The 20,769-nt window shown below is 68.5% G+C and carries 18 protein-coding genes and 1 pseudogene; 11 read left to right on the top strand and 8 right to left on the bottom strand.

Annotation, left to right across the window (positions count from 1 at the left end; translation table 11 throughout):
• The first annotated feature begins 27 nt into the window (after positions 1-27).
• Positions 28-909, top strand: coding sequence for a PilZ domain-containing protein (locus tag ACPTTC_RS26075; RefSeq protein ID WP_423394507.1), 882 nt, complete (start codon positions 28-30; stop codon positions 907-909).
• 223 nt (positions 910-1,132) lie between these two features.
• A complete protein-coding gene (locus ACPTTC_RS26070; RefSeq protein WP_175950296.1) occupies positions 1,133-1,459 on the top strand; it encodes a DUF4148 domain-containing protein in 327 nt (108 codons plus the stop codon).
• A 131-nt stretch (positions 1,460-1,590) separates the two neighbouring features.
• Here the strand turns inward: ACPTTC_RS26070 and ACPTTC_RS26065 are convergent, their stop codons facing one another.
• Genes ACPTTC_RS26065 through ACPTTC_RS26055 form a run of 3 tightly spaced genes read right to left on the bottom strand, consistent with a single transcriptional unit; the run spans position 1,591 to position 3,904 of the window.
• On the bottom strand, positions 1,591-2,484 hold the full coding sequence (locus ACPTTC_RS26065) for a DMT family transporter (protein WP_423394506.1): 894 nt from the start codon (positions 2,482-2,484) through the stop codon (positions 1,591-1,593).
• A gap of 8 nt (positions 2,485-2,492) precedes the next feature.
• Positions 2,493-3,281, bottom strand: coding sequence for a DUF2182 domain-containing protein (locus ACPTTC_RS26060; protein ID WP_423394505.1), 789 nt, complete (start codon positions 3,279-3,281; stop codon positions 2,493-2,495).
• Positions 3,282-3,304: 23 nt separating this feature from the next.
• The gene (locus ACPTTC_RS26055) at positions 3,305-3,904 is read right to left on the bottom strand and encodes a DUF1326 domain-containing protein (RefSeq protein WP_423394504.1); all 600 of its coding nucleotides are present in this window, start codon (positions 3,902-3,904) and stop codon (positions 3,305-3,307) included.
• Positions 3,905-4,249: 345 nt separating this feature from the next.
• On the opposite strand from ACPTTC_RS26055, the gene ACPTTC_RS26050 reads away from it, so the two are divergent.
• Positions 4,250-4,654, top strand: coding sequence for a lysozyme inhibitor LprI family protein (locus tag ACPTTC_RS26050; protein WP_175968466.1), 405 nt, complete (start codon positions 4,250-4,252; stop codon positions 4,652-4,654).
• A gap of 75 nt (positions 4,655-4,729) precedes the next feature.
• Here ACPTTC_RS26050 and ACPTTC_RS26045 read toward each other — a convergent pair whose 3' ends face one another.
• Together ACPTTC_RS26045 and ACPTTC_RS26040 are read right to left on the bottom strand one after the other, a co-directional pair.
• Positions 4,730-5,377, bottom strand: a complete 648-nt coding sequence (locus tag ACPTTC_RS26045; RefSeq protein WP_006483707.1) for a response regulator — start codon at positions 5,375-5,377, stop codon at positions 4,730-4,732.
• Positions 5,374-7,485, bottom strand: a complete 2,112-nt coding sequence (locus ACPTTC_RS26040; protein ID WP_423394503.1) for a PAS domain S-box protein — start codon at positions 7,483-7,485, stop codon at positions 5,374-5,376. Before ACPTTC_RS26040 ends, ACPTTC_RS26045 begins: the two co-directional genes overlap by 4 nt.
• A gap of 321 nt (positions 7,486-7,806) precedes the next feature.
• On the opposite strand from ACPTTC_RS26040, the gene ACPTTC_RS26035 reads away from it, so the two are divergent.
• The 5 genes from ACPTTC_RS26035 to ACPTTC_RS26015 all read left to right on the top strand — a co-directional run bounded on the left by ACPTTC_RS26035 (position 7,807) and on the right by ACPTTC_RS26015 (position 13,336).
• Entirely contained in the window at positions 7,807-8,277 is a 471-nt protein-coding gene (locus ACPTTC_RS26035) for a universal stress protein (protein WP_423394502.1), read from the top strand.
• Positions 8,278-8,648: 371 nt separating this feature from the next.
• The gene (locus ACPTTC_RS26030; protein WP_423394501.1) at positions 8,649-9,161 is read left to right on the top strand and encodes a cupin domain-containing protein; all 513 of its coding nucleotides are present in this window, start codon (positions 8,649-8,651) and stop codon (positions 9,159-9,161) included.
• Between the two features lie 184 nt (positions 9,162-9,345).
• Complete coding sequence (locus ACPTTC_RS26025; RefSeq protein ID WP_423394500.1) at positions 9,346-10,371, top strand: DedA family protein/thiosulfate sulfurtransferase GlpE; 1,026 nt, start codon at positions 9,346-9,348, stop codon at positions 10,369-10,371.
• A 428-nt stretch (positions 10,372-10,799) separates the two neighbouring features.
• Positions 10,800-12,182: an amino acid permease gene (locus ACPTTC_RS26020; RefSeq protein WP_423394499.1), complete on the top strand. Its 1,383-nt coding sequence runs from the start codon at positions 10,800-10,802 to the stop codon at positions 12,180-12,182.
• A 218-nt stretch (positions 12,183-12,400) separates the two neighbouring features.
• Positions 12,401-13,336 (top strand): universal stress protein, encoded by a 936-nt coding sequence (locus ACPTTC_RS26015; protein ID WP_423394498.1) that lies wholly within the window; start codon positions 12,401-12,403, stop codon positions 13,334-13,336.
• Positions 13,337-13,836: 500 nt separating this feature from the next.
• On the opposite strand, the gene ACPTTC_RS26010 is transcribed toward ACPTTC_RS26015, so the two are convergent.
• Both ACPTTC_RS26010 and ACPTTC_RS26005 read right to left on the bottom strand, forming a co-directional pair.
• The gene (locus tag ACPTTC_RS26010; RefSeq protein ID WP_423395719.1) at positions 13,837-14,271 is read right to left on the bottom strand and encodes a hypothetical protein; all 435 of its coding nucleotides are present in this window, start codon (positions 14,269-14,271) and stop codon (positions 13,837-13,839) included.
• Between the two features lie 215 nt (positions 14,272-14,486).
• The gene (locus tag ACPTTC_RS26005) at positions 14,487-14,834 is read right to left on the bottom strand and encodes a hypothetical protein (RefSeq protein ID WP_423394497.1); all 348 of its coding nucleotides are present in this window, start codon (positions 14,832-14,834) and stop codon (positions 14,487-14,489) included.
• On the opposite strand from ACPTTC_RS26005, the gene ACPTTC_RS26000 reads away from it, so the two are divergent.
• Positions 14,827-15,081, top strand: a complete 255-nt coding sequence (locus ACPTTC_RS26000; protein ID WP_423394496.1) for a DUF3562 domain-containing protein — start codon at positions 14,827-14,829, stop codon at positions 15,079-15,081. The genes ACPTTC_RS26005 and ACPTTC_RS26000 overlap by 8 nt on opposite strands.
• Positions 15,082-15,445: 364 nt before the next feature.
• Complete coding sequence (locus tag ACPTTC_RS25995) at positions 15,446-17,245, top strand: methyl-accepting chemotaxis protein (RefSeq protein WP_226194659.1); 1,800 nt, start codon at positions 15,446-15,448, stop codon at positions 17,243-17,245.
• Positions 17,246-17,275: 30 nt separating this feature from the next.
• Here ACPTTC_RS25995 and ACPTTC_RS25990 read toward each other — a convergent pair.
• Positions 17,276-18,313: pseudogene (locus ACPTTC_RS25990) on the bottom strand (sigma-54 interaction domain-containing protein).
• 380 nt (positions 18,314-18,693) lie between these two features.
• Here ACPTTC_RS25990 and ACPTTC_RS25985 point away from each other — a divergent pair.
• Entirely contained in the window at positions 18,694-20,685 is a 1,992-nt protein-coding gene (locus tag ACPTTC_RS25985) for a PAS domain-containing hybrid sensor histidine kinase/response regulator (RefSeq protein ID WP_423394495.1), read from the top strand.
• The last annotated feature ends 84 nt before the right edge of the window (positions 20,686-20,769 follow it).

The raw sequence follows: 20,769 nt of genomic DNA, 5'->3' as shown, positions 1-20,769 counted from the left end.
CTCGCGCGGTCGCTCCGCGCTGCCCCGATGAGGCTATCTACCGACTACGTCGCGCTCACGCGCGACGATCTCGCCGCCGGCGTCCCGCTCGGCTTCGATCTCTACGATGCCGACGGCGCCGCGCTGCTGCCGGCGGGCACGACGCTGCGCGATGCCGCGCAGCATGCATTCCTGTTCGACCATTTCCGGCCGGTGCGGCGGCGCGACGACGCCGAAGCCGTAGCCGAGCCGCGCATGCCTGACGCGGTGCCTCACGCGCCGCGGATGGGGTTGTCGGCGGGGGCTTCGATCGGCATCCGCCGCCGGGTCGGCACGACACGCGGGCTGCAGCGCTATCGTCTGATCGGCATTGCCGCATCGGGCGCGCTGTTCGTCGAGCCGCAACCGGCGACCGCGATCGACTTCACGCCCGGCGACGACATCGAGGCCGTGGCGATCGGCCGTGCCGCGGTGTCGCGTTTCGGCGCGACGGTCGAGTCCGTGCAGGCGGCGGGTGCCGCGCGGTTCCTGATGCTGTCGCCGCCCGGCTTCGTCGACCGGCTACGTACGCGCGCGGAGCCGCGCGTGGCGGTGCGGATCGCGGCCTGTTGCGCGGGCGGGCCGGAGGGCGCGGAAGGCATCGGGATGGTGCACGACATCAGTGTCAGCGGGCTGTCGATTGCCGTCGACCGGCCGATCGCCGCAATCGGCGAATCCTTGCGCGTGCAGCTTCCGTACGCGGCCGGCGACCGGGTCGAACTGCTGGCGCTCGACAGCACGGTGCGGGCCGTCCATGCCGATCCGGCAGCGCCCGCGCTGACGCTGCATCACGCGGCGTTCGGCGAGACCGGCGCCGACGACCTGATCCGCCTCAAGGCGCTGCTGTTCGACCGGCTGATGGCGTCGTCGGATACCGATCGGCGGCGCTGATGCGCGGCCAGACGCGCCGGGTGCCGTATCGGGGTATTCGGTGCGTGAATGTCGACAATCGTCTGATGGTTCGAGCGATTCAGTGGCGATTGTATGTTTTCCGTCAACAGTGAATTCGCGATTTAAGTATTTACCCTGATAGCGTGGCCTCCTAGACTTCACCTCATGCGCAACGACCCCGAGTCCGAAGCGCCTGACAAAACAATCCTGGAGGTAACGCATCATGAAATCGCTGATCAAGGCAGTTGCACTGGCCGCCCTGGTGGCCGCACCGGTTGTCTCGTTTGCCCAGAGCCAGCAGCCGCTGACGCGCGCGCAAGTGCGCGCCGAGCTGGTCCAGCTCGAAAAGGCCGGCTACAACCCGAACGACTGGATGAACTACCCGGAAAACATCCAGGCCGCACAGGCAAAGATCGCCGCCGCGCAGAACACCGGCGCGCAAGCCGATGCAACGGGCTACGGTGCGAACGCCGCCGCGACGTCGCAATCGGGTCAGCGCGTGGTCGTGCCGGCCGCAACCGACCGTTCGTCGGTGTTCTTCGGCCACTAAGCCAGGCAGCGTCCGCAAGGGCGCCCGGTTTGCCGTTTCATCTGAAACCCGTGCACGGTATCCGTGTACGGGTTTTGCATTTTTGCCGCCTGAACGGGGGGGGCCGCGTGCGCACTGCAACTTGATGCGCATCACCGCATGCTGCCCGCCAGCCGTGCCCGCGTCGCGAGCACGGCCGCGACGCCGCCGAGGATCGCGGCCGATGCGAGCGCGAGCCGCCATGTCGGCTGTTCAGACAGGAACAGCACGGCGCCGCACGCGGCGACGGGCGGAACGGAGAGCTGAACCGCCGCGGCGCGCATCGCCGTGAGGTGCCGCAGCGCGGCATACCAGACCACGTAGCCGAGCCCCGACGTCAGCGCGCCGGAAAGCGCGGCGAGTGCGACGCCGGCCGGCGTGACGTGAAAGCGGGTGGCGAGTGCGACGCTCAGCGCGAGTGCCAGCGGCGCGGCGCGCAGGAAGTTGCCGGCGGTTGCCGCGACCGGATCGACGGGCCGACGGCCACGTATCGAATAGATGCCCCATGCAATGCCGGCGGCGGTCATCAGCGCGGCGCCGCGCGGCGTAGGCGCGGCGAGCCCGGGTGACACGAGATACACCAGTCCGCCGAGCGCCGCGCCGAACCCGGCCCATCCGGTCGCGGCAAACCGTTCGCCGGCGTGCCATCCTGCCGCGAACATCGTCAATTGCACCGCGCCGAACAGGATCAGCGCGCCGGTGGCCGCGCTGACGGTCAGGTACGCAAACGAGAAGCACGTGACGTACACGAACAGCATCGCCGCGGCGGGCCAGTCGGCTCGCGGGGCGGGCTGTCGCGCTCCCGCACGCGCGACGATCGCGAGCATCAGCGCGCCGGATACGAGGCGCAGGCTGCCGAAGCTGGCCGCGTCGATCCGTCCGGCCTGCAGCGCGAGTCGGCACAGCAGCGAATTCGACGCGAAGGCGAGCATCGCGATCGACGTCAGCACGACGACGCGCACGCCCGGCCGGACATGCAGCGCGAAGGCGGAGGCGGGCGGTCGCATCGCGGGTCTCAAGCGTGGCTGGCGACGATCAGCACGGCCGCGCCGAACAACGCGGCGCCGAGCGGCGCGGTGAGCGCCTGCCCCCACGACGCATTCTTCTCGAGGGCCATCAACGCGGCGAGCGCCAGCATCCAGCCGAGACTGCCGGCGCCGACGACGAACATCAGCAACATCAGCGCCCAGCAGCAGCCGACGCAGAAGAGCCCGTGGCTCACGCCGAGCGCAAACGCGTGACGCATCGGCGCACGGCCGCGCCAGCGGCTGATCACGAAACTGTAGGGCGTGCGGCACCGGTCGAGGCAGTGCGTCTTCAGTCCGCTGAACTGGAACGCGCCGGCGAGCGCGAAGACGGCCGCGCCGATCAGCCAGCCACGCCACGCGAGCGCCGGCACCCGCGCGACACCGGTCAGCAGCAGCCCGTGCAGGGCATGCGCGACGAGCCCAAAGCCGCTCCACGTGGCGACGTAGCCGACGCCGACCAGCGCCAGCAGGCGCGTCTGATCGGGGCGGCTTGCGACGACGCGGGCGAACGCATCGAACAGCGACAGCGTCGTCGGCAGCATCATGGCGAGGATCATCAGCGTCCAGCCGGCCGCGGCGAACGCGGCCGGCAGCCACAGCGTGCCGCCGGGCAGCGCGCGGCACAGCGCGCTGAACGGTTCGGCCAACGCGCTATCGCCGTGGTCGAGGTACCGCCCATAAGGACTGCGCGTCCACGCCCACAGGGTGAGCCAGGCGAACGCGACGAGACTCGCGAGCACGAGCGGGAACAGGCGCCGATGCAGCGACGCAGCCATGACCGTTGGCGCGCGATCGCGCTTCACGCGTCGAACAGGAACGTGCTCTGCAGCGCGTTGTGATTCTTCAGGTCGACGTCGATCCCGATCGCCGCATTCCTCGACCGATAGACGGGCGCCTTGCCGACGAACACCGGCGCGCCGGGCACCGTCGAGAACACGGTGTCGGTCAGCGTCGTCTGCGCGCCGCTCGGGCCGAGGGGCTCGAGTTCCGCGTGGTAGTCGGTGCCGATCGACAGCGTGCCGCGCGCCCCTTCGACGTTGAACGTGATGGGGGCGCGTTCGATCGACACGACCGTGCCGATCAGTTTCGCGAGCTCGGCGATCGGGCCGCCGGCCTGGCCCGTGTAGACCTTGAGCAGCGCCTGCTCCTGCGCGTCGGACGCCGTGTCGCTGAGGTAGATCGCAGCGGTCCAGTTGCCTTGCAGGATGTTGCCCGGCACGCGGCACACTGCGGCGATCGTGTTGCCGCCCACATCGAGGCCGTCGACGGTGCCTTTGTCGACATGCCAGGCGACGATCGTGTCGCAGACCCCGAAATCCGGATCCTCGCCGATCCAGCACGGGCAGAGTACGCGACAGTTGCAGACCTCGAGCAGACGGCCTTCAAGGTGATAGCTCATGATTCCCTCCAGGGAGCGACGGCGATGGCACGTTGGGCTGGGGGAGGAAGCTGACCGACGAATCGTCACCCCGCTCGGCGATGCGAACGCGAATTGCGCTGAGGAATGCGCGGAAGCGGAGACGGGATGGATGCGATAGCGCGGGCCTGAAGCGGCGTATCGATTTTCAAGTGTAGGTGCGGAGGGCCGATATGCAAGCCGTCGCATGCTGCGACGCCGGCTGACAAGCCGGCGCGCGTGCGCTAGCATCGCGATCGGTGTCGCCGCGAGACGGCCGCCGATGCGCGACAGCGCGGCAGGCGCGGCACCGGGTTCCACGACTTCAACGAACAACAAGGAGCATCCATGCGTGTCTTGACCGGTCTGCTGTGCTCGCTGGCGCTGGCGGCGAACCTCGCCCATGCGCAGGCGAATTGTGCCGACGCGACGGATCAGGCGGCGATGACGGCATGCGCCGATCGCGCGTACAAGAAATCCGACGGGGAACTGAACCGGACCTACCAGGCCGTCACCGCGCGCCTGCGCGATGCGCGGCCGCTTGCCGACAAACTCGTGAATGCGCAGCGTGCCTGGATCGCGTACCGCGATGCCGAATGCAACTTCTCCAGCGCGAACGCCGAGGGCGGCAGTGCGTACCCGATGGTCGTGTCGACCTGCCTGGACGATCTGACGAAAGCGCGCACCGAAACGCTGAAGGGTTATCTGTCGTGCGAGGAAGGCGATCTCGCGTGCCCGGTGCCGGCCAAGTAAGCGTCGTGCGCCGCCCGGTCCAACGCGTGCCGCGCGACCGGGCGACACACGCCATCCGCTGCCGGATGTCGTCCGTTACACGTCGTCCGTTTCGTCGAGCAGCTTGTGCCGCATCGCGTAACGCACCAGCGCCGCTTCGTGCGGCATCTGCATCTTTTCCAGAATCCGCGTCTTGTACGTGCTGACCGTCTTCGCGCTCACGCACAGCGCGTTCGCGATCTCGGTCAGCGTCTGGCCGGCGGCGATCCGCCGGAACACGTCGAATTCGCGGTCGGACAGCCGCTGGTGCGGCAGCGTCTCGGCCGGCTCGTTCAGGCTCTGCGCGAACTGCTCGGCCATCGCGAGGCTCACGTAGACGCCGCCCGACGCCACCTTCGTGACCGCGCCGACCAGCTCGGCGCTCGCGCTTTCCTTCGTCAGATACCCCGACGCGCCGGCGCGGAACGCGCGCACCGCGTATTGCTGCTCCGCGTGCATGGTCAGCACGAGGACGCGCAACGCGGGCTTCTCGTCCTTGATCTGCTTGATCAGCTCGACGCCGTTGCGGCCCGGCATCGACAGGTCGAGCACGAGCACCTGCGCGGGCGTGGCGCGCACGAGCGCGATCGTCGACGGGCCGTCGCAGGCTTCGCCGGCCACCTCGAATCCGGTGGCGTTCTGGAGAATGTGCCGCAGACCGTCGCGTACGAGCGTATGGTCGTCGGCGATGAGCACCTTGATCATGTGATGAGCGTTTCCTGTTGTACGGTACTGAGCGGGAAGGCGACAGTGATCGAGAAGCCGCGCGCGAGCGCGGTGTCGATCGTCACGGTGCCGCCCAGCATGTGGGCGCGTTCGCGAATACCGATCAGGCCGAACGATTTGTCTTCGTGGGCCGGGCCGCCGGGCGCCGAGCCGCGGCCGTTGTCCGCGACGCGCAATACGCAGAAGCCGTCCTCGACGTCGAGCCGCAGCGCGACGCGCGTCGCATCCGCGTGCCGCGCGACGTTCGTCAGCGCTTCCTGGACGATCCGGAACAACGTGGTCGCGCCCGCACTGGTGAACGTGAGGCCGCCGGTTTCGATGTGCCGTTCGACATCGATCCCGTAGCGGTTCGTGAAATCGTTCGCGAGCCATTCGATCGCGGGCACGAGGCCGAGATCGTCGAGCATCACGGGCCGCAGGTCGGCCGCGATGCGCCGCACCGACGCGACCGTCGCGTCGATCAGCCGCCGCATGCCCTGCAGGTGCGACTGCATGACTTCGTCGGGTTGCGTGCGACCGGGCACGCGCAGTTGCTGTTCGACCACCGACAGATCCATCTTCAGCGCGGTCAGCTGCTGGCCGAGGTCGTCGTGCAGCTCGCGCGCAATGCGGGTCTTTTCCTCTTCGCGCACGTTCTGCAGGTTCGCCGACAGTTCGCGCAATTCCTCGCGCGACTGCTTCAGCGCCGTGTCGGCGCGCTGCCGCTCGGTGATGTCGCGCAGCATCACCGTATAAAGCTTGCCGGACGCGTCGCGGATCTGCGAGATCGAGGCCTCGATCGGAAACTCCTCGCCGTTGGCGCGCAGCCCGAACAGCACCCGCTGGCGGCCCATCTGCCGCTCGGACACGCCCGTCACGCCGAACTGGTCGACGTGCTTCGCGTGCGCGGCGCGGAACCGCTCGGGGATGAAGCGCGACAGCGGCGCACCGATCGCCTCCATCGCGGACACGCCGAACACCTGCTCGGCCATCGGATTGAAGATCACGACCGTCTGCTTTTCGTCGATCGTGATGATCGCTTCCATCGACGAACGGATGATGCCCATCATCCGCGCCTCGTTGAGGATGCCGCGGCTGCTCGCGCCGGAATCGACGGCGCCGGAGCGGCCGCGCAGCAGCGCATGGACGAGCACCGCGAACACGATCGACGCGATCAGCCCAGCAGCGAGCACGGTGCCGGCCGCGCGCTGCGCGCCGGTCGCGCTCGGGCGGCCGTCCGCGGAATACGCGAGCGTCAGCGCGGTGCCGCCGAAATTCAGCTCGTCGGTGCGCCGCATCAGGTCGGGCGATGCCGAGGCCTCGTCGGTCGTCGTTTCGACGCTGACGATCGCGCGCCGATCGCCGCCGGCGGTGATCCGCACGTCGATCCCGCGTTCCGCGTCGAGCGCGCGCTCGACCAGGCGCTGCGGGCTCAACGCCGCGAACAGCACGCCGTCGGCGCCGGTTTCGCGCAGGCCGGGCGGCGTGGCGGCCGCATGCGGCGACGCAGCAACCGGCAGGAACAGCGTGAAGGTGCGGGCGTCGCGGGACGCGTCGTCGTCGGCAGGGTGGACGCCGAGCGCGACGTCGCCGGTCTGCAGCGCGTGCGCAAGCGGCGCGGCGTCGGACGCGCCGAAGCGCACGACGGGCGAATTCGACGCCGGTGCGCTGAGCGCGGCGGTCGCGAGCGTGCCGGCCGGCATCGGCTTCGCGCCGGCGAGGGCGATGCGCGTCGCGGGCGGCAGCGGCGCATAGCCGATCTGGCGAACCGGCGAGCGGCCGCTGTCGAGGTCGAGCGTGTCCGCATACCGGCGCCATTGCTCGGGCGTCATGCCCGGGACGAGGCTGAACGCGCCGCGCGCGCCTTCGAGCACGGCCGCGCCGGATTGCAGCTCGTGGCGAAGCATCGCCGTCACGTGCGTCGTGCGGCGTTCGAAACGCGTATGGACGGCGCCTTGCCACTGCTCGCGCACGAGTAGCGCGACGCCGAGCGACAGCGCGGCGCCGGCGCACAGTGCAACGACGCCGGCCGCGAGCGGCTGGCGTAACATGATCTGGAGGCGCGTGGGCCCTCGGGCGTCACGCGTCGGGGTTCCACTTGCGGTCATTCGATGGCCATTCTGTTGTCGGGGGCCGCCCCGTGGCACGAGGGCAGCGCAGCAAAACCGGGCAAAACTCGCACCGGCCGCACGGAACGTCTATTTTCAAGATGAAATTGTGCGCGATTTACATGTTTTTTGTAATGGGGCACTGGAAATTGAGGCAACCGGCGTGAAGCAGTGGGCGCGCCCGCCGCGCTTGACGCGCATCAACGGGCGCGTCGGCACGTGGGGCAGACTGTTCGGCAGGCCACCGGGCACCGGGCCGGGTGGCGAATACGGGCCGCCGTCGCGCAACGCGCGATGCGTGCCCGGTCGGAGGGACGGACCATGTACAAGCGGATTTTCGTCGGGCTGGACGGCAGCCCGAGTGCGCGTCTCGCGCTGAACGAGGCGATCCGGATCGCGGCGGCGTCCGGCGGCGAAGTGACCTGCGCGTATGTCGTCGAGCACCGGCCGCAGCTCGTCGACGTCGACGCGGGCTTCGCGGGCGAGCGCGATGGCGATGCGGCCGCGACCGAAGCCGCGACGCCGGTGCTCGACGATGCGAAAGCGGCGCTCGCGCAGGAGCATGTGTCGGGCACCGTGCGCGCGCTCGACGCCTATGGCGAGGATGTCGCCACGGTGCTGATGCGCACCGCGGCTGAAGCCGACGCCGACCTGATCGTGATGGGCACGAGCGGGCGGCATGGCCTGCGCCGGCTGCTGCTCGGCAGCGTCGCCGAGTCGCTGCTGCGCGCGGCCGACCGGCCCGTGCTGCTGGTGCGGCACAGCGAGCCCGGCGCGCCGGCGGCTAAGTGACGCGCGCGGCAAGGCGCTGACGCTGACGCACGGGCGGGCGCGGGCGGCGACTGTCTCGCCCATTCGCCGGATGACGTCCCGACGAAACGGAAACCCACGACGCACGGCGCGTGAGCACAGCTGTCGCGTCCGTCACATCGGCCGGGCGAGGGCGGCGCGCCCGCTGCACCCGACGGGCGCGTTTCGCGTGCCCGCGGTTGCATCCCGACACGCAGTTCTGGCAGCATCGACCGGTGTCCGCTTGTTCGCCGCGCGCATGGCCGCGGCGATCGACGCAGCAGCATCCGGCGGCATGCGGCGCGCGTTCGCGATGAGCGAAGCGTGGCCGTGCGCCGGGTGCCCGGCTCCCTACCTTACCGACGTCATCCGCCATGCCGATTTCCGCTACCGACCTGATTCGCCAGTTCGACCTGCAGCCGCATCCCGAAGGCGGCTATTTCCGCGAAACCTACCGTGCGACCGATTCGGTCGTGCGTCCGGCCGACGGCGCGTCACGTGCCGCGTCGACCGCGATCTACTACCTGTTGTGCGACGGCGCGTATTCATCGTGGCACCGGATCCGTTCCGACGAAGTCTGGCATTTCTACGTGGGCGACCTGATCGAAGTGTGGGTGCTCGACGACCGCGACGGGCTGACGATCCATCGGCTCGGCAACCCGCTCACGCATCCGGGCACCGTGTTTCAGGCGGTCGTGCCGGCCGGGAGCTGGTTCGGCGCCCGCTGCGCGGCGCCGGAGCATGTCGCGCTCGTCGGCTGCACGGTCGCGCCGGGCTTCGAGTTCGCGGAATTCGAACTGGCCGACGCAGCCGCGCTGGCCGCCGCGTTTCCCGACTACGCGGAACACGTCGTGCAGCTTGCTCAGCGTCAGCGCACGGATAGGTGACTGTCACGGCGGTGCAACCCGTGGCGCGAAGCCGGTACCGATGGTGCGTGTTCCGCGCGATCGCGGCCAAACCCGTTTAGAATGCCGTGATGCATCAGGTCGGCTGCGGACGTGCCGCGGCGCCCGTTGCGCAGCCGTCCGGCGGCCACCGTCGCGCGGCTGCATGCCTTCCAGGAGCGCCGCCGTGTGGCACTTTCCCATCGCTATTCCGTCGTCGCTCGGCCCGTGGGCCGTATTCGCGAGCGTGTTGATCACGCAGCTCGGCGTGCCGGTGCCGGCCGTCCCGATGCTGATTCTCGGCGGTACGATGGCGGCAATGGGGCAGGCGTCCTGGGTCAGCATGTTCGCGGCGGCGATCGGCGCGACGATGCTGGCCGATTCGCTGTGGTTCTTCATGGGCCGCACGCGCGGCCGTCGCCTGCTGAACGGCCTCGTGCGCTTCTCGCTGTCGCTCGACACGACGCTGCGTTTCGCACGTAACGTATTCGAAAGATACGGTGCGCCGCTGCTCGTGCTGTCCAAATTCCTGCCGGGCCTCGGCCTCGTGTCGGCGCCGCTGCTCGGCACGACCGCCATCGGCGTCGGCGTGTTCCTGTTCTGGGACCTGGCCGGCGCGTCGCTGTGGGCCGCGTTCTGGCTGGTCGGCGGCGCGGCCGTTCACGATCAGATCGTCCAGTTCGTGCTGTGGGTGCGTGCGAGCGGCGGCACGATCCTCGATGCGTTCCTCGCGATCTTCATCACGTTCCTGCTGTACCGCTGGGTGCGTCGCGTGCAGTTCCGCCGCTATCTCGCGCAGGTGCGTATCTCGCCGCCGCAGCTCGTCGAGATGATGACATCGGACGAGCCGCCGCTGATCTTCGACGCGCGGCCGAAAGCGATCCGCGAGCGCGAACCGTACCGGATCGCCGGCGCGGTGCCGGTCGATCTCGATTCGCCGGATTTGCTGGACCCCGAACTGCTGAAACGGCCGATCGTCGTCTATTGCGTGTGTCCGAACGAGGCCACCGCGAAACGCCTGATCGCGAAGATGCAGCGCAAGAAGATGATCCACAACATCCGCGCGCTGAAGGGCGGACTCGACGCGTGGGAGAAGCACGGCTATCCGGTCGAGCCGCTGCCGGCCGATCTCGATGCGTCGCGTTATTTCGTGCGTTCCGACCACGGCGCGCTCGAAGGCGAATATACGGTAAGGGCGACGTTGTCCAAGTAAATGCGCGCGCTATCTCGCGCGCATCCGAATTCCACCTCTGATTTCACGCACTCCGATTTTTCCGAAAATCGGCTGGCGCGAAACGTCTGATCATTCTTATAATCCCGCCTGCCTATTGCGTGCGCCTGATCGCGCACACTCGACGCGCGTTCGTTCGCGCTGAAAGCGATTGATCCCGTTGCCGCTCGTCACGCGCTCAGCCGCGTCACACGGGCCGCACGGGCGTATTCCGTGAAAGTCCCGATCCGATTTCCGGATTGTTCCGGAAAATATCGATAATCCGCGGCGATTCCAATCGGATTGACGCAGCATCCGTGTCGTTTCTTATTCAGGAAGCGACGGCGGAGATTATTTCGTTTTCGGCATGAACGGCCGCGCATTGATATCGACAATGACGGCGGCCCGTTCGCGGCTGCCAGGAGACGGACTTGAAACAACCAGAAGACCAGTTGCACCGCGGGCTGGAAGAGCGGCACATCAACCTGATGGCGCTCGGCGCGACGATCGGCGTCGGCCTGTTCCTCGGCTCGGCCACCGCGATCCGCGTCGCCGGCCCGGCCATCCTGCTGACCTACCTGCTGGGCGGCATCGCGATTTTCCTGATCATGCGCGCACTCGGCGAGATGGCGATCGCCAATCCTGTCGCCGGCGCGTTCAGCCGTTACGCACGCGACTACCTCGGGCCGCTGGCCGGCTACCTGACCGGCTGGACCTACTGGTTCGTGTGGATCGTCACCTGCATGGCGGAAATCACGGCGGTCGGCGTCTACATGCACATGTGGGTCCCCGGCGTGCCGAACTGGATCTGGGCGCTCGCGGCGCTCATGGCGATGGGCTCGGTGAACTTCATCGCGGTCAAGCTGTACGGTGAATTCGAATTCTGGTTCGCGCTGATCAAGATCGTCACGATCGTGCTGATGATCATCGGCGGCGGGTTGATGATCGCGTTCGGCATCGGCAACGGCGGTGTCGCGATCGGCCTGTCGAACCTGTGGGCGCACGGCGGTTTCATGCCGAACGGCCTCAACGGCGTGATCGCCGCGTTGCCGATCGTGATGTTCGCGTATCTCGGTGTCGAGATGCTCGGTCTCACCGCCGGCGAGGCGCGCAACCCGGAGAAGTCGCTGACGAAGGCCGTGAACTCGGTGTTCTGGCGCGTGCTGATCTTCTACATCGGCGCGTTGTTCGTGATCATGTCGCTGTATCCGTGGGACCAGATCGGCACGCAGGGCAGCCCGTTCGTGATGACGTTCTCGCGGCTCGGCATCCCGGCGGCTGCCGGCATCATCAACTTCGTCGTGCTGACCGCGGCGCTGTCGTCGTGCAACAGCGGCCTGTTCAGTACCGCGCGGATGCTCTACAACCTCGCGCAGCAGGGCCAGGCGCCGAGCAAGCTCGGCAAGGTCAACCGCAACGGTGTGCCGGTGTACGGCGTGATCGTGTCGGTCGCGCTGCTGCTGATCGGCGTGCTGCTCAACTATCTCGCGCCGCAACACGTGTTCACGTGGCTCACGTCGGTGTCGACGTTCGGTGCGATCTGGACGTGGTGCGTGATCCTGATCGCGCAGATGCGCTTTCGCCGCACGCTGTCGGCTGACAAGATCGCGCGCCTGCCGATCCGCGTGCCGCTCTATCCGCTCGGTTCGTTCGTCGCGCTCGGCTTTCTCGTGCTGGTCGTCGTGCTGATGGCGTTCACGCCCGACACGCGCGTCGCGCTCGTGATCGGGCCGGTATGGATCGTGCTGCTCGGCATCGCGTATGCACTGTTCTACGCGAACCGTCCGGCGGTATCGATGCCGACGAAGTCGTAAGCAGCACGGGCAGGGGCCCGAGCGCCCCTTGATCGCGATCATGCACGTGCGGGCCGGACGGCCTATGCTGAACGAATCGATTGTCCGCGCTTCGCGTGGCAACCCGCCGATCCCAGTAACCGTCGCGATCACGGTGGCCGCCCGGCCGCCGTGCGCCACTTCAGCGCGAAGCTCCCGTCGTCGTTCCGCGACGACGCGCACGCACCGAGGCCTTCGCCATGCAGCCTGCCCAGCCCATCCCGACGCTTGCGCGAATCGCGCTGGCCGTCGATCCGACGCCCGAATCGCTGTCCGCCGCGCGCTATGCGCGCACGCTGCTGCGTCCCGGCATGCGATTGCGCATCGTCTGCGCGATCGACAACCCGCGCCTCGTATTGCCCGACATCCCGCGCATCGACGCACTGCTGACGTCCGCGCGCGAGGACCTGATGCGCGAGGCGCAAGCCATCAACGAACGGATCGCGGCGTTGTTCGCCGATAGCGGCATCGAGGTCGAGCAGGCCATCGTCGATACGTCGGTGACGGGCGGCTCGGTGGCCGATGCACTGGTGAGCGACACGTCGGCATGGGGCGCGGACGTGCTGATGGTCGGCGCGAATCCGCATCACGGGCTGCTGCGGCTCGTCGAAGGCGCGATGTCGGACACGCTGACGTCGCGCGCGCGCTGCGCGTTGCTGATCGTGCCGGCCGCGTATGCGCGGCCGTCGGACGGCGGCCTGCAGCGGCTGATGTTCGCGGTCGACGGCAGCGAGCCGTCGCTGCACGCGGTGCGCATCGGGCTCGGCTTCGCGACGCCGACGACGTTGCTGTACGCGGCCTATGTGATCGATCGTGCGGTTCGTCTGACGGATATCGTGCCGGTGCGCGCGCTGGAGGATGCCTATCGCGCGGAGGGCGAGGACGCGCTCGCGAAGGTCGGCCCGCTGTTCCATGCGACCGGGAACCCGACCAAGCGCGGTGTCGTCGAGACCCGTCCGACCAGCGACGACGTGGCCCATGCGCTGATGCGCGACGCCGCGCACTGGCGTGCGGAATTGCTGGTGGTCGGCACGCACGGCCGGCGCGGTATCGCCGCCTGGCTGATCGGCAGCGTCGCACGCCGCGTTGCGCATCTCGCACAGGTGCCCGTGCTGCTCGTGCGCGGTGCCGAATAAATCGTGCGATGTCGAGAGCGAAGCAGGATTGGGTTGACCTGCATCAGAAACGGTGCGCATATCGCGTGAGACATTGACTGACGGAACATCCGGCAACGCGGGCGGTCTGTCGTGCATTGCTCAGCCACGTCGCAACGCGTGTATCAAAGGCTGCGATCGACGGTGCATTCACAGCCGTGACATCCATTTCCAGAGCCGCAACGTGCGATGCACGGCGCGTCATCTGATCAAGCACTCTCTGGCACGAGGGTAGGCAGCCGATGGTTGCCTTGGAGGACGGGCGGGGTGCAAGCCACCCCGCCCGCTTTCCTCGTTCGTGTTGTAGTTGGCCCCGTCTGGTTTGCTTTCCTCGCAGGAATCGTTGTCGTTGCGGCCGTGTGGAACGGCGCGTCATGTTGCGTGAGGGCGCGCGGTGGCGTTACGGCATGCGCGCCGCTGCCGGCGTTACGTGGTGCACTTGCCGTTACACGACCCCGTGCCATGCAACGGCTGCCGAACGCTCAGGTTGCGCGAAGCATCCAGCGCAGGTCGTGCCGTCGGCCTGCGCCGCGGCGCACCCGCGAGCGCTGGTGCGCGACATGCAGCGGCGCGCACGCGCTGCACGTGCGGTTGCGCAGGCGGTTCGCGTGCGGCCAGCCGGGGCGCGCCTTGCGGCGTGGCTCCTCAATGGTCGGCGCGTCGGGTGCGGCCCGCGCGCAGAGTGCCGCGGCGAACCGTTGCAACGCGAGAACCGAGCCCGCGACGCTCTGGTACTTTTCGCGGCCGATCTGCCCGTCGAGCGTGACGAGCAACCCGGCTTCGCGAGCGAGCGCAAGCAAGGTGTCGATATTGTCGGACGGACGATTGCCGGCCGGCACGGCCTTGGCGGGCAGGGCGCGCGCGTTGCCCGACGCGCGCCGCAGGCCGTCCCGGCCCGGTAAGTTGCGATGTTCCATGGTTGGTCTCCTGCGCCAGGCCCCGCGTGCCGGCTCGACGGCCGGCTGAGCGATGACCCGTATGAACGTTTCGTCCATGTCACCAGTATCGTGTGGCGCCCGTGCGCTGCCAAGCAGCGCGCGCTGAAGTCGCTGTCAGGTAATGCGCGGCGCCTATCGGAATCCGCTGACACGCGGGGCGGCCGATCGGCCGTCCCGGCGGCGATCCGTCGCGTTCATTCCGACGAATGGACCGCGCGCGGCAGACGTCGCTTGACGCATGATTTCGGCCGGTCTAAGTTCGCCAGTGCATCGGCGTCGAGCGGCGTTCCATCGTTTGCCAGTCGACCGGTGCCGCGCCCCGGGGTGGCGTGGCAGGGCTTCCAGTCTCGTTCGCGGGCAGTTTGCGCCGCGGATATGGCGCGGCCGGTTCGGGGACGGACCGGCAAGACGGCACGCAACGTGTCGTTGATCGCGCGCAAACACGCGCCGGCGCATCGCACGCCGCGCTGCCATTCAGTCTTTAAGCTTCCGGTACCTTCTTCTTTTCGTTCCTCGACCGTCAGGAGTCCGTCGATGTCCAAGGACAATTTGCTCGATTCACTCAAGGAAGCCGCCAAACAGCGCGCGATCGGTTCGGATCAGTTGCGAGCGATGCTCGACGACGAAGTGCGCGTACTGTCGTCCGGCGCGCGGGTGCACGACTACATTCACGTGTTCGCGATCCGGCATCTGCGCGACCGGATGCGCCAGCAGGACGATCTCGATAACGACACGCGGGCCGATGCGCCGCCCGCGGACGCCGATCCGCGTCCGAGCCATCGCCTGTGACGGGCGAGCGCCGCGGCTGACGCCGCGGACGCGACACGATCCGTCGCAAGGCCAGGGCCGGATCCTGATCGACATTCATGCATCCGTCGACAGCAAACCAGCCTGTTCAAACCTCGCTTCGATCGCCGCTCCCAGGATCGTTGGTACCGTCGTTGCGCTGTCGTCGCGTCCGGTGACGGTGCGGCCGATGCGCCGGCCGGCGCAGTCATCCCGACAATCTCCCGACAATTTCCTGACAGGTCACACGGTCTTTTGTCATATGTTTCACTGAATTGTCACGGCGGCCTCAAGTAAGCCGGGCGATTGCCGTTTACCCGGTGAATTCGTCCACCGGGCGTTCGCGCTCCCTTACCGAGTCGTTGCCATGTTCTCCTCCATCCGCGCCCGCATCCTCGCCGCGTGCGTCGCCATCGTCGTGTTCGCGCTCGTCGCCACCACGCTCATCAACTACTTCATCGCGCGTTCGTACAACGACGACGCGATCGACCGCAACCTGACCTCCGTCGCCAGCGGCCACGTGGTCGGGATCGCCGACTGGGTCGCCACCCGGAGCCGGATGATCGCGTCGCTGCAGGATGCCGCGCTGACGCCCGATCCGCTGCCGGTGTTCAAACAGATGGCCGCGGCCGGCGGTTTCACGAACGTCTACGCGGGCTATGCCGACAAGGTGTTCCACTTCTCCGACCCGACCGGCATTCCGCCCGATTACGATCCGACCGGCCGCCCGTGGTACAAGCAGGCCGCGCAGGCCGGCAAGCCGGTCGTCACGCCACCGTACGTCGACGCCGGTACGGGCAACCTCGTCGTCACGTTCGCGGTGCCGATCCTGCGCGACGGCGCGCTGAAGGGCGTCGTCGCGGCGGACGTCTCGATGGACACCGTGATCGCGAACGTGAAGACGATCCACCCGACGCCCGCGAGCTTCGGGATGTTGATCGACAGCAACGGCCACGTGGTTGCACACCCTGACGCGAAGCTCACGCTGAAGCCGGTCGCCGACGTGTCGCCCGAGCTCGGCGCGATGAACGGCGCGACGATCGCGGCCGCGACGGCGCCCGTCGAGGTGACGGTCGGCGGCGACGCGAAGCTGGTGCGCGCACGCCCGGTGCCGGGCACCGACTGGTACGCGCTGGTGCTGCTCGACAAGAACGAGGCGACGGCCGGGATGCGCTCGCTGCTGACCGCTTCGCTGATCACGCTGCTCGTGATCGTCGGGGTGGCTTCGCTGATCATCGGCGCGATCACCGCGACCGCGTTCCGCCGCCTGTCGCAAGTGCGCCAGGCCATGGCCGCGATCGGCTCGGGTGCGGGCGACCTGACGCAGCGCCTGCCGGCCGAGGGCCGTGATGAAGTGGCCGACATCGCCCGCTCGTTCAACAGCTTCGTCGACAAGCTGAACGACGTGATGCGCGAGATCCGCGATGCGAGCGAATCGGTGCGCACGGCCGCGAACGAGATCGCGGCGGGCAACCAGGACCTGTCGTCGCGCACCGAATCGGCGGCGGCAAGCCTCGAGGAAACGGCCGCATCGATGGAAGAGATCACCGCGACCGTCGGCCAGTCGGCGGCCGCCGCCGGCCAGGCCGACGAACGCGCGGCAGCCGCGTCGCGGATCGCGTCGCACGGCGGCGTGGTCGTGTCGGACGTCGTCGCGACGATGGAGAAGATCGAGGAAGCATCGGGCCGGATCGGCGACATCATCGGCGTGATCGACGGGATCGCCTTCCAGACCAACATCCTTGCGCTGAACGCGGCCGTCGAAGCGGCGCGTGCGGGCGAGCAGGGCCGCGGCTTCGCGGTCGTCGCGCAGGAAGTGCGAAGCCTCGCGCAACGCAGCGCGCAGGCCGCGCGCGAAGTGAAGGTGCTGGTCGAATCGACGGTCGCGAGCGTGTCGGCCGGGTCCGGGCAGGTGCGTCAGGCCGGCGACACGATGCGCGAGATCGTGTCCAACGTGTCGAACGTGACGACGATCATCTCCGAGATCACGCACGCGGCGAACGAGCAGACGCGCGGCATCCAGGAAGTGAATCGCGCGGTCACGCAGCTCGACGAAATGGTGCAGCAGAACGCGGCGCTCGTCGAACAGTCGACCGCCGCCGCGACCGCGCTGCAATCGCAGGCGAACGCGCTGGCGACCACGGTCGGGCGGTTCAAGGTCGCCTGACGCGGCTTGTGGAACAGACGGCCGCGCCGCTCAGGAGCGGCCGTTGTCGGGCATCAGCGCGAGCCGGTTGTAGAGCGTTTTCAGGCTGATCCCGAGCGCTTTCGCGGCGCGCGGCTTGTTGCCGTCGAAGTGGTGCAGCGTCGCCGCGATGAAGCGCTGCTGCGCATGGTGCAACGTCGCGCCGAGCGGCAGCGCCATCGTGTTCTCCGATAGCCGTTCGGGCGGCATCACCGGCTTCGGCAGCGTGACGTCGATGCCTTCGTCCGCCAGGATGTACGCGCGCTCGATCGTGTTGTGCAGCTCGCGGACGTTGCCGGGCCACGAGTACGTGCGCAGCGCCGCGATCGCCGCCCCCGTCAGCCGCTTGTGCGCATGGTGCCGTGCGTTGAGGGCTTCGACGAACTCCAGTGCGATCGTCTCGATGTCGCTGTCGCGCTGGCGCAGCGGCGGGACGTATAGCGCAAACGCGGCGAGGCGGTAGAACAGATCCTCGCGCAACCGGCCGTCGCGCACGGCTTCGGCCGGGTTGTGGCGCGTGGCCGATACGATCCGCACGTCGAGCGGAATCGGCTCGGTGCCGCCCACCCGCACGATCACATTCGATTCGATCGCCCGCAGCAGCTTCACCTGCAGCGGCGCGGGCATTTCCGCGATCTCGTCGAGCAGCAGCGTGCCGCCGCGCGCGGCTTCGAAGAAGCCTTCCCGTTGCGCGATCGCGCCGGTGAAGCTGCCTTTCTCGTGCCCGAACAATTGCGATTCCGCGATATCCGGCGGAATCGCGCCGCAGTTCACGGGGACGAACGGGCCGTCCCGCCGGGCGCTGAGATCGTGCAGCCGGCGCGCGACGATATCCTTCCCGACCCCGCTTTCGCCGGCAATCATCACGCTGGCACGGGTCGGTGCAATTTTCTCGATGCGATCGAGCAGCGTGCGCATCGCGGAGGACCGGCCGGACAACCGGCGCCCGTCGGCCCGCTGCTTCATACGGTTTGCGATATCTCCCATCTGCGTTTCGCGGGCCGTTTTGAAAATCGGCATCACGCGTTCCGTTGATTGCAATATTTTCATCGACAGCGAAACGGCTGTGAAGGTGCCGCAAGATAGAAATTTCCAATGTGCGCGGCGGGGACGGAAGAATCAGGCCATCGCGGTTCCTGACACGAATCGCGGTATCGGGTCGGTGCTTTTTTACATCATTCCGCTGAAAAAACCGGTTGCGTCCAGGGTGCACTGACGAGGCCCGCGACACCGGCCGCTGCAGCCCGGCCCGCAGGGTTGCCACGCAGCCAGGCCACCCGGCGTGGCACACCATCCGGCCATCCGCGGCCCGAACCGGGTATGCCACTTGCTGACCCCATCACGCTCGCCCGGCACGCTGCACGGCAGGCCGGATGGTCGACCCGCGGCGTGACGCCGTGCGACCGGAGCCGGCGCGAGGCAAGGATGCAATGAGAACCCTGACCCGTGAGCTGTTACGGCAGGGTGCATGGATCGTGCTGGCCGTCGGGCTGGCGTCCGCGCTGCAGGCGTGGGCGGTTCGCGTCGGCGGCGAGCACGCGCCATTTGCGCCGCTGCCTTTTTACGCAGGCGTTGCGGCTGCCGCGTGGCTGACGTCGTTCGGCGGCGGCCTGGTTGCCGCCGCGTTCAGCGTCGCTGTGATCGCTGCGCTGGGGTGGCGTGACGCGTCGCTGGCCACGCTGCTCGCACAGGCCGGCGCATTCGCCGCAATCAGCTTCGTCGAGTGCGTGCTCGTGAGGGCGATGAAGCCGCTGCTCGCGAACGATCGTCTGCGCGAACCCGATAACGACGGCGACGCCGATGCGCACGAGCCGCGTCGCGAGCCGACGCCCGGCCCGCGCATGCCCGTACCGGACGACGGCCTGCTGCGCCGCGTGGTCGATGCTTCGCCTGACGCGATCGTCGGGGTCGATGCCGCACGCCGGGTCACGAGCTGGAATCCGGCGGCGCGAAGGATCTTCGGCCTCGACGCAACGCAGGCCGCCGGCCGCGACATCACCGTGATGATCGCGCCGCGCTGGCTGCGACGCCATCCGTTGCCTGCGTCGTTCGCGAATCTGCCCGCGCCGGTCGGTCCTTTCGACGTGCTGTGCGTGCGACGCGACGGCGGCCGTTTTCGCGCGACCGTCGCCGCGTCGCCGATCGTCGACGCGCAGGGCAACTGCACGGGGCTGTCGATGACGTTGCGCGACGCGCACGCACGACGCCGCGACGAGCGGCGCCACATGCGCTCGCTGCGCGGCGCGCGCGACGCACGCGTGCAGGCGGACACGTCGAACCGGCTGAAGGACGAACTGCTGGCCACCGTGTCGCACGAACTGCGCACGCCGCTGAACGTGATCTACGGCTGGGTCGAGGTACTGCGCAACGTCGACGGACAGGGGCTCGCGCAACAGGCGGTCGACGCGATCGATCGCAGCGCGCGGTCGCTGTCGCACATGGTTGCCGACCTGCTCGACGCGTCGTCGCTCGCGACGGGCCGGTTGCGCCTCGAGCGGGTGCCGGTCGATCTCGTGCGGGTCGTGCGCGATGCCACGCGTGAACTCGATGCAACCGCACAGGCGAGCGGGCTCGAGCTGTCGACCCGTTACGAGATGCCCACCTGCGTGATTCCGGCGGACCGCGAGCGCGTGCGCCAGGTCCTGTCGAACCTCTTGTCGAATGCGATCAAGTTCACGCCGCCGGGCGGCCGTATCGTCGTGTCGCTGGCCCGGGCGGGCGAGCGTGTGCGGCTGTCGGTCGCCGATACCGGGCAGGGTATTGCGCCGGAATACCTGCCGCATCTGTTCGAGACGTTCAGCCGGCCCGAACGCGCCTTTGCGTCGCCGAAGCGCGGCCTCGGGCTCGGCCTGTCGATCGTGCGCAACCTCACCCAACTGCTTGGCGGCGAAGTCGTCGCGACGAGCGCCGGCACCGGACGCGGGACGACCGTCACGGTCACGCTGCCGGCCGGCTGGGACGTCGACGAACCCGCCGAGAATCTGCCGCACACGGCGGGCACGCCGGATACGACGACGCTCGACGGCCAGCGTGTGCTCGTCGTCGACGATGACGCGACATCGCGCGCGAGCCTCGCCGCGGCACTCGAAACGATGGGCGCGCAAGTGTCGACCGCGCAATCGGGGCATGACGCGCTCGACGTGGTGGAACGGCAGGCGCCGAACGTCGTGCTGTCGGATCTCGCGATGCCGGACGGCGACGGCTTCTGGCTGCTCGACCGTATCCGACATTTGCCGGGCGGCAGCGGGCACCTGCCCGTCGTCGCGATCACGGCGCACGCCGGCAACGCCGACCGGCACCGCGTGATGGCGGCCGGGTTCGACGCGTATCTGCGCAAGCCGGTGGACATGCCGACGCTCGCGAGCGTGATCGCCGATGTCGCGCCGGCCGCCGCGCACGATCGAAAGGGGCGCGACCGGTAGACGCCGGGGGCCGCTCGCCGGGTCATCGACGAGGAAAGGCGGCGCGATGGATGCAACGGCAACCCGCGCGGCCGGCGCGCTCCG

Source organism: Burkholderia mycopellens (genome assembly GCF_964265025.1).
In the GTDB taxonomy this organism is placed as follows: domain Bacteria; phylum Pseudomonadota; class Gammaproteobacteria; order Burkholderiales; family Burkholderiaceae; genus Burkholderia.
The sequence above is the reverse complement of the archived record's forward strand: the minus strand, read 5'-3'. Positions and strand labels throughout refer to the sequence as shown.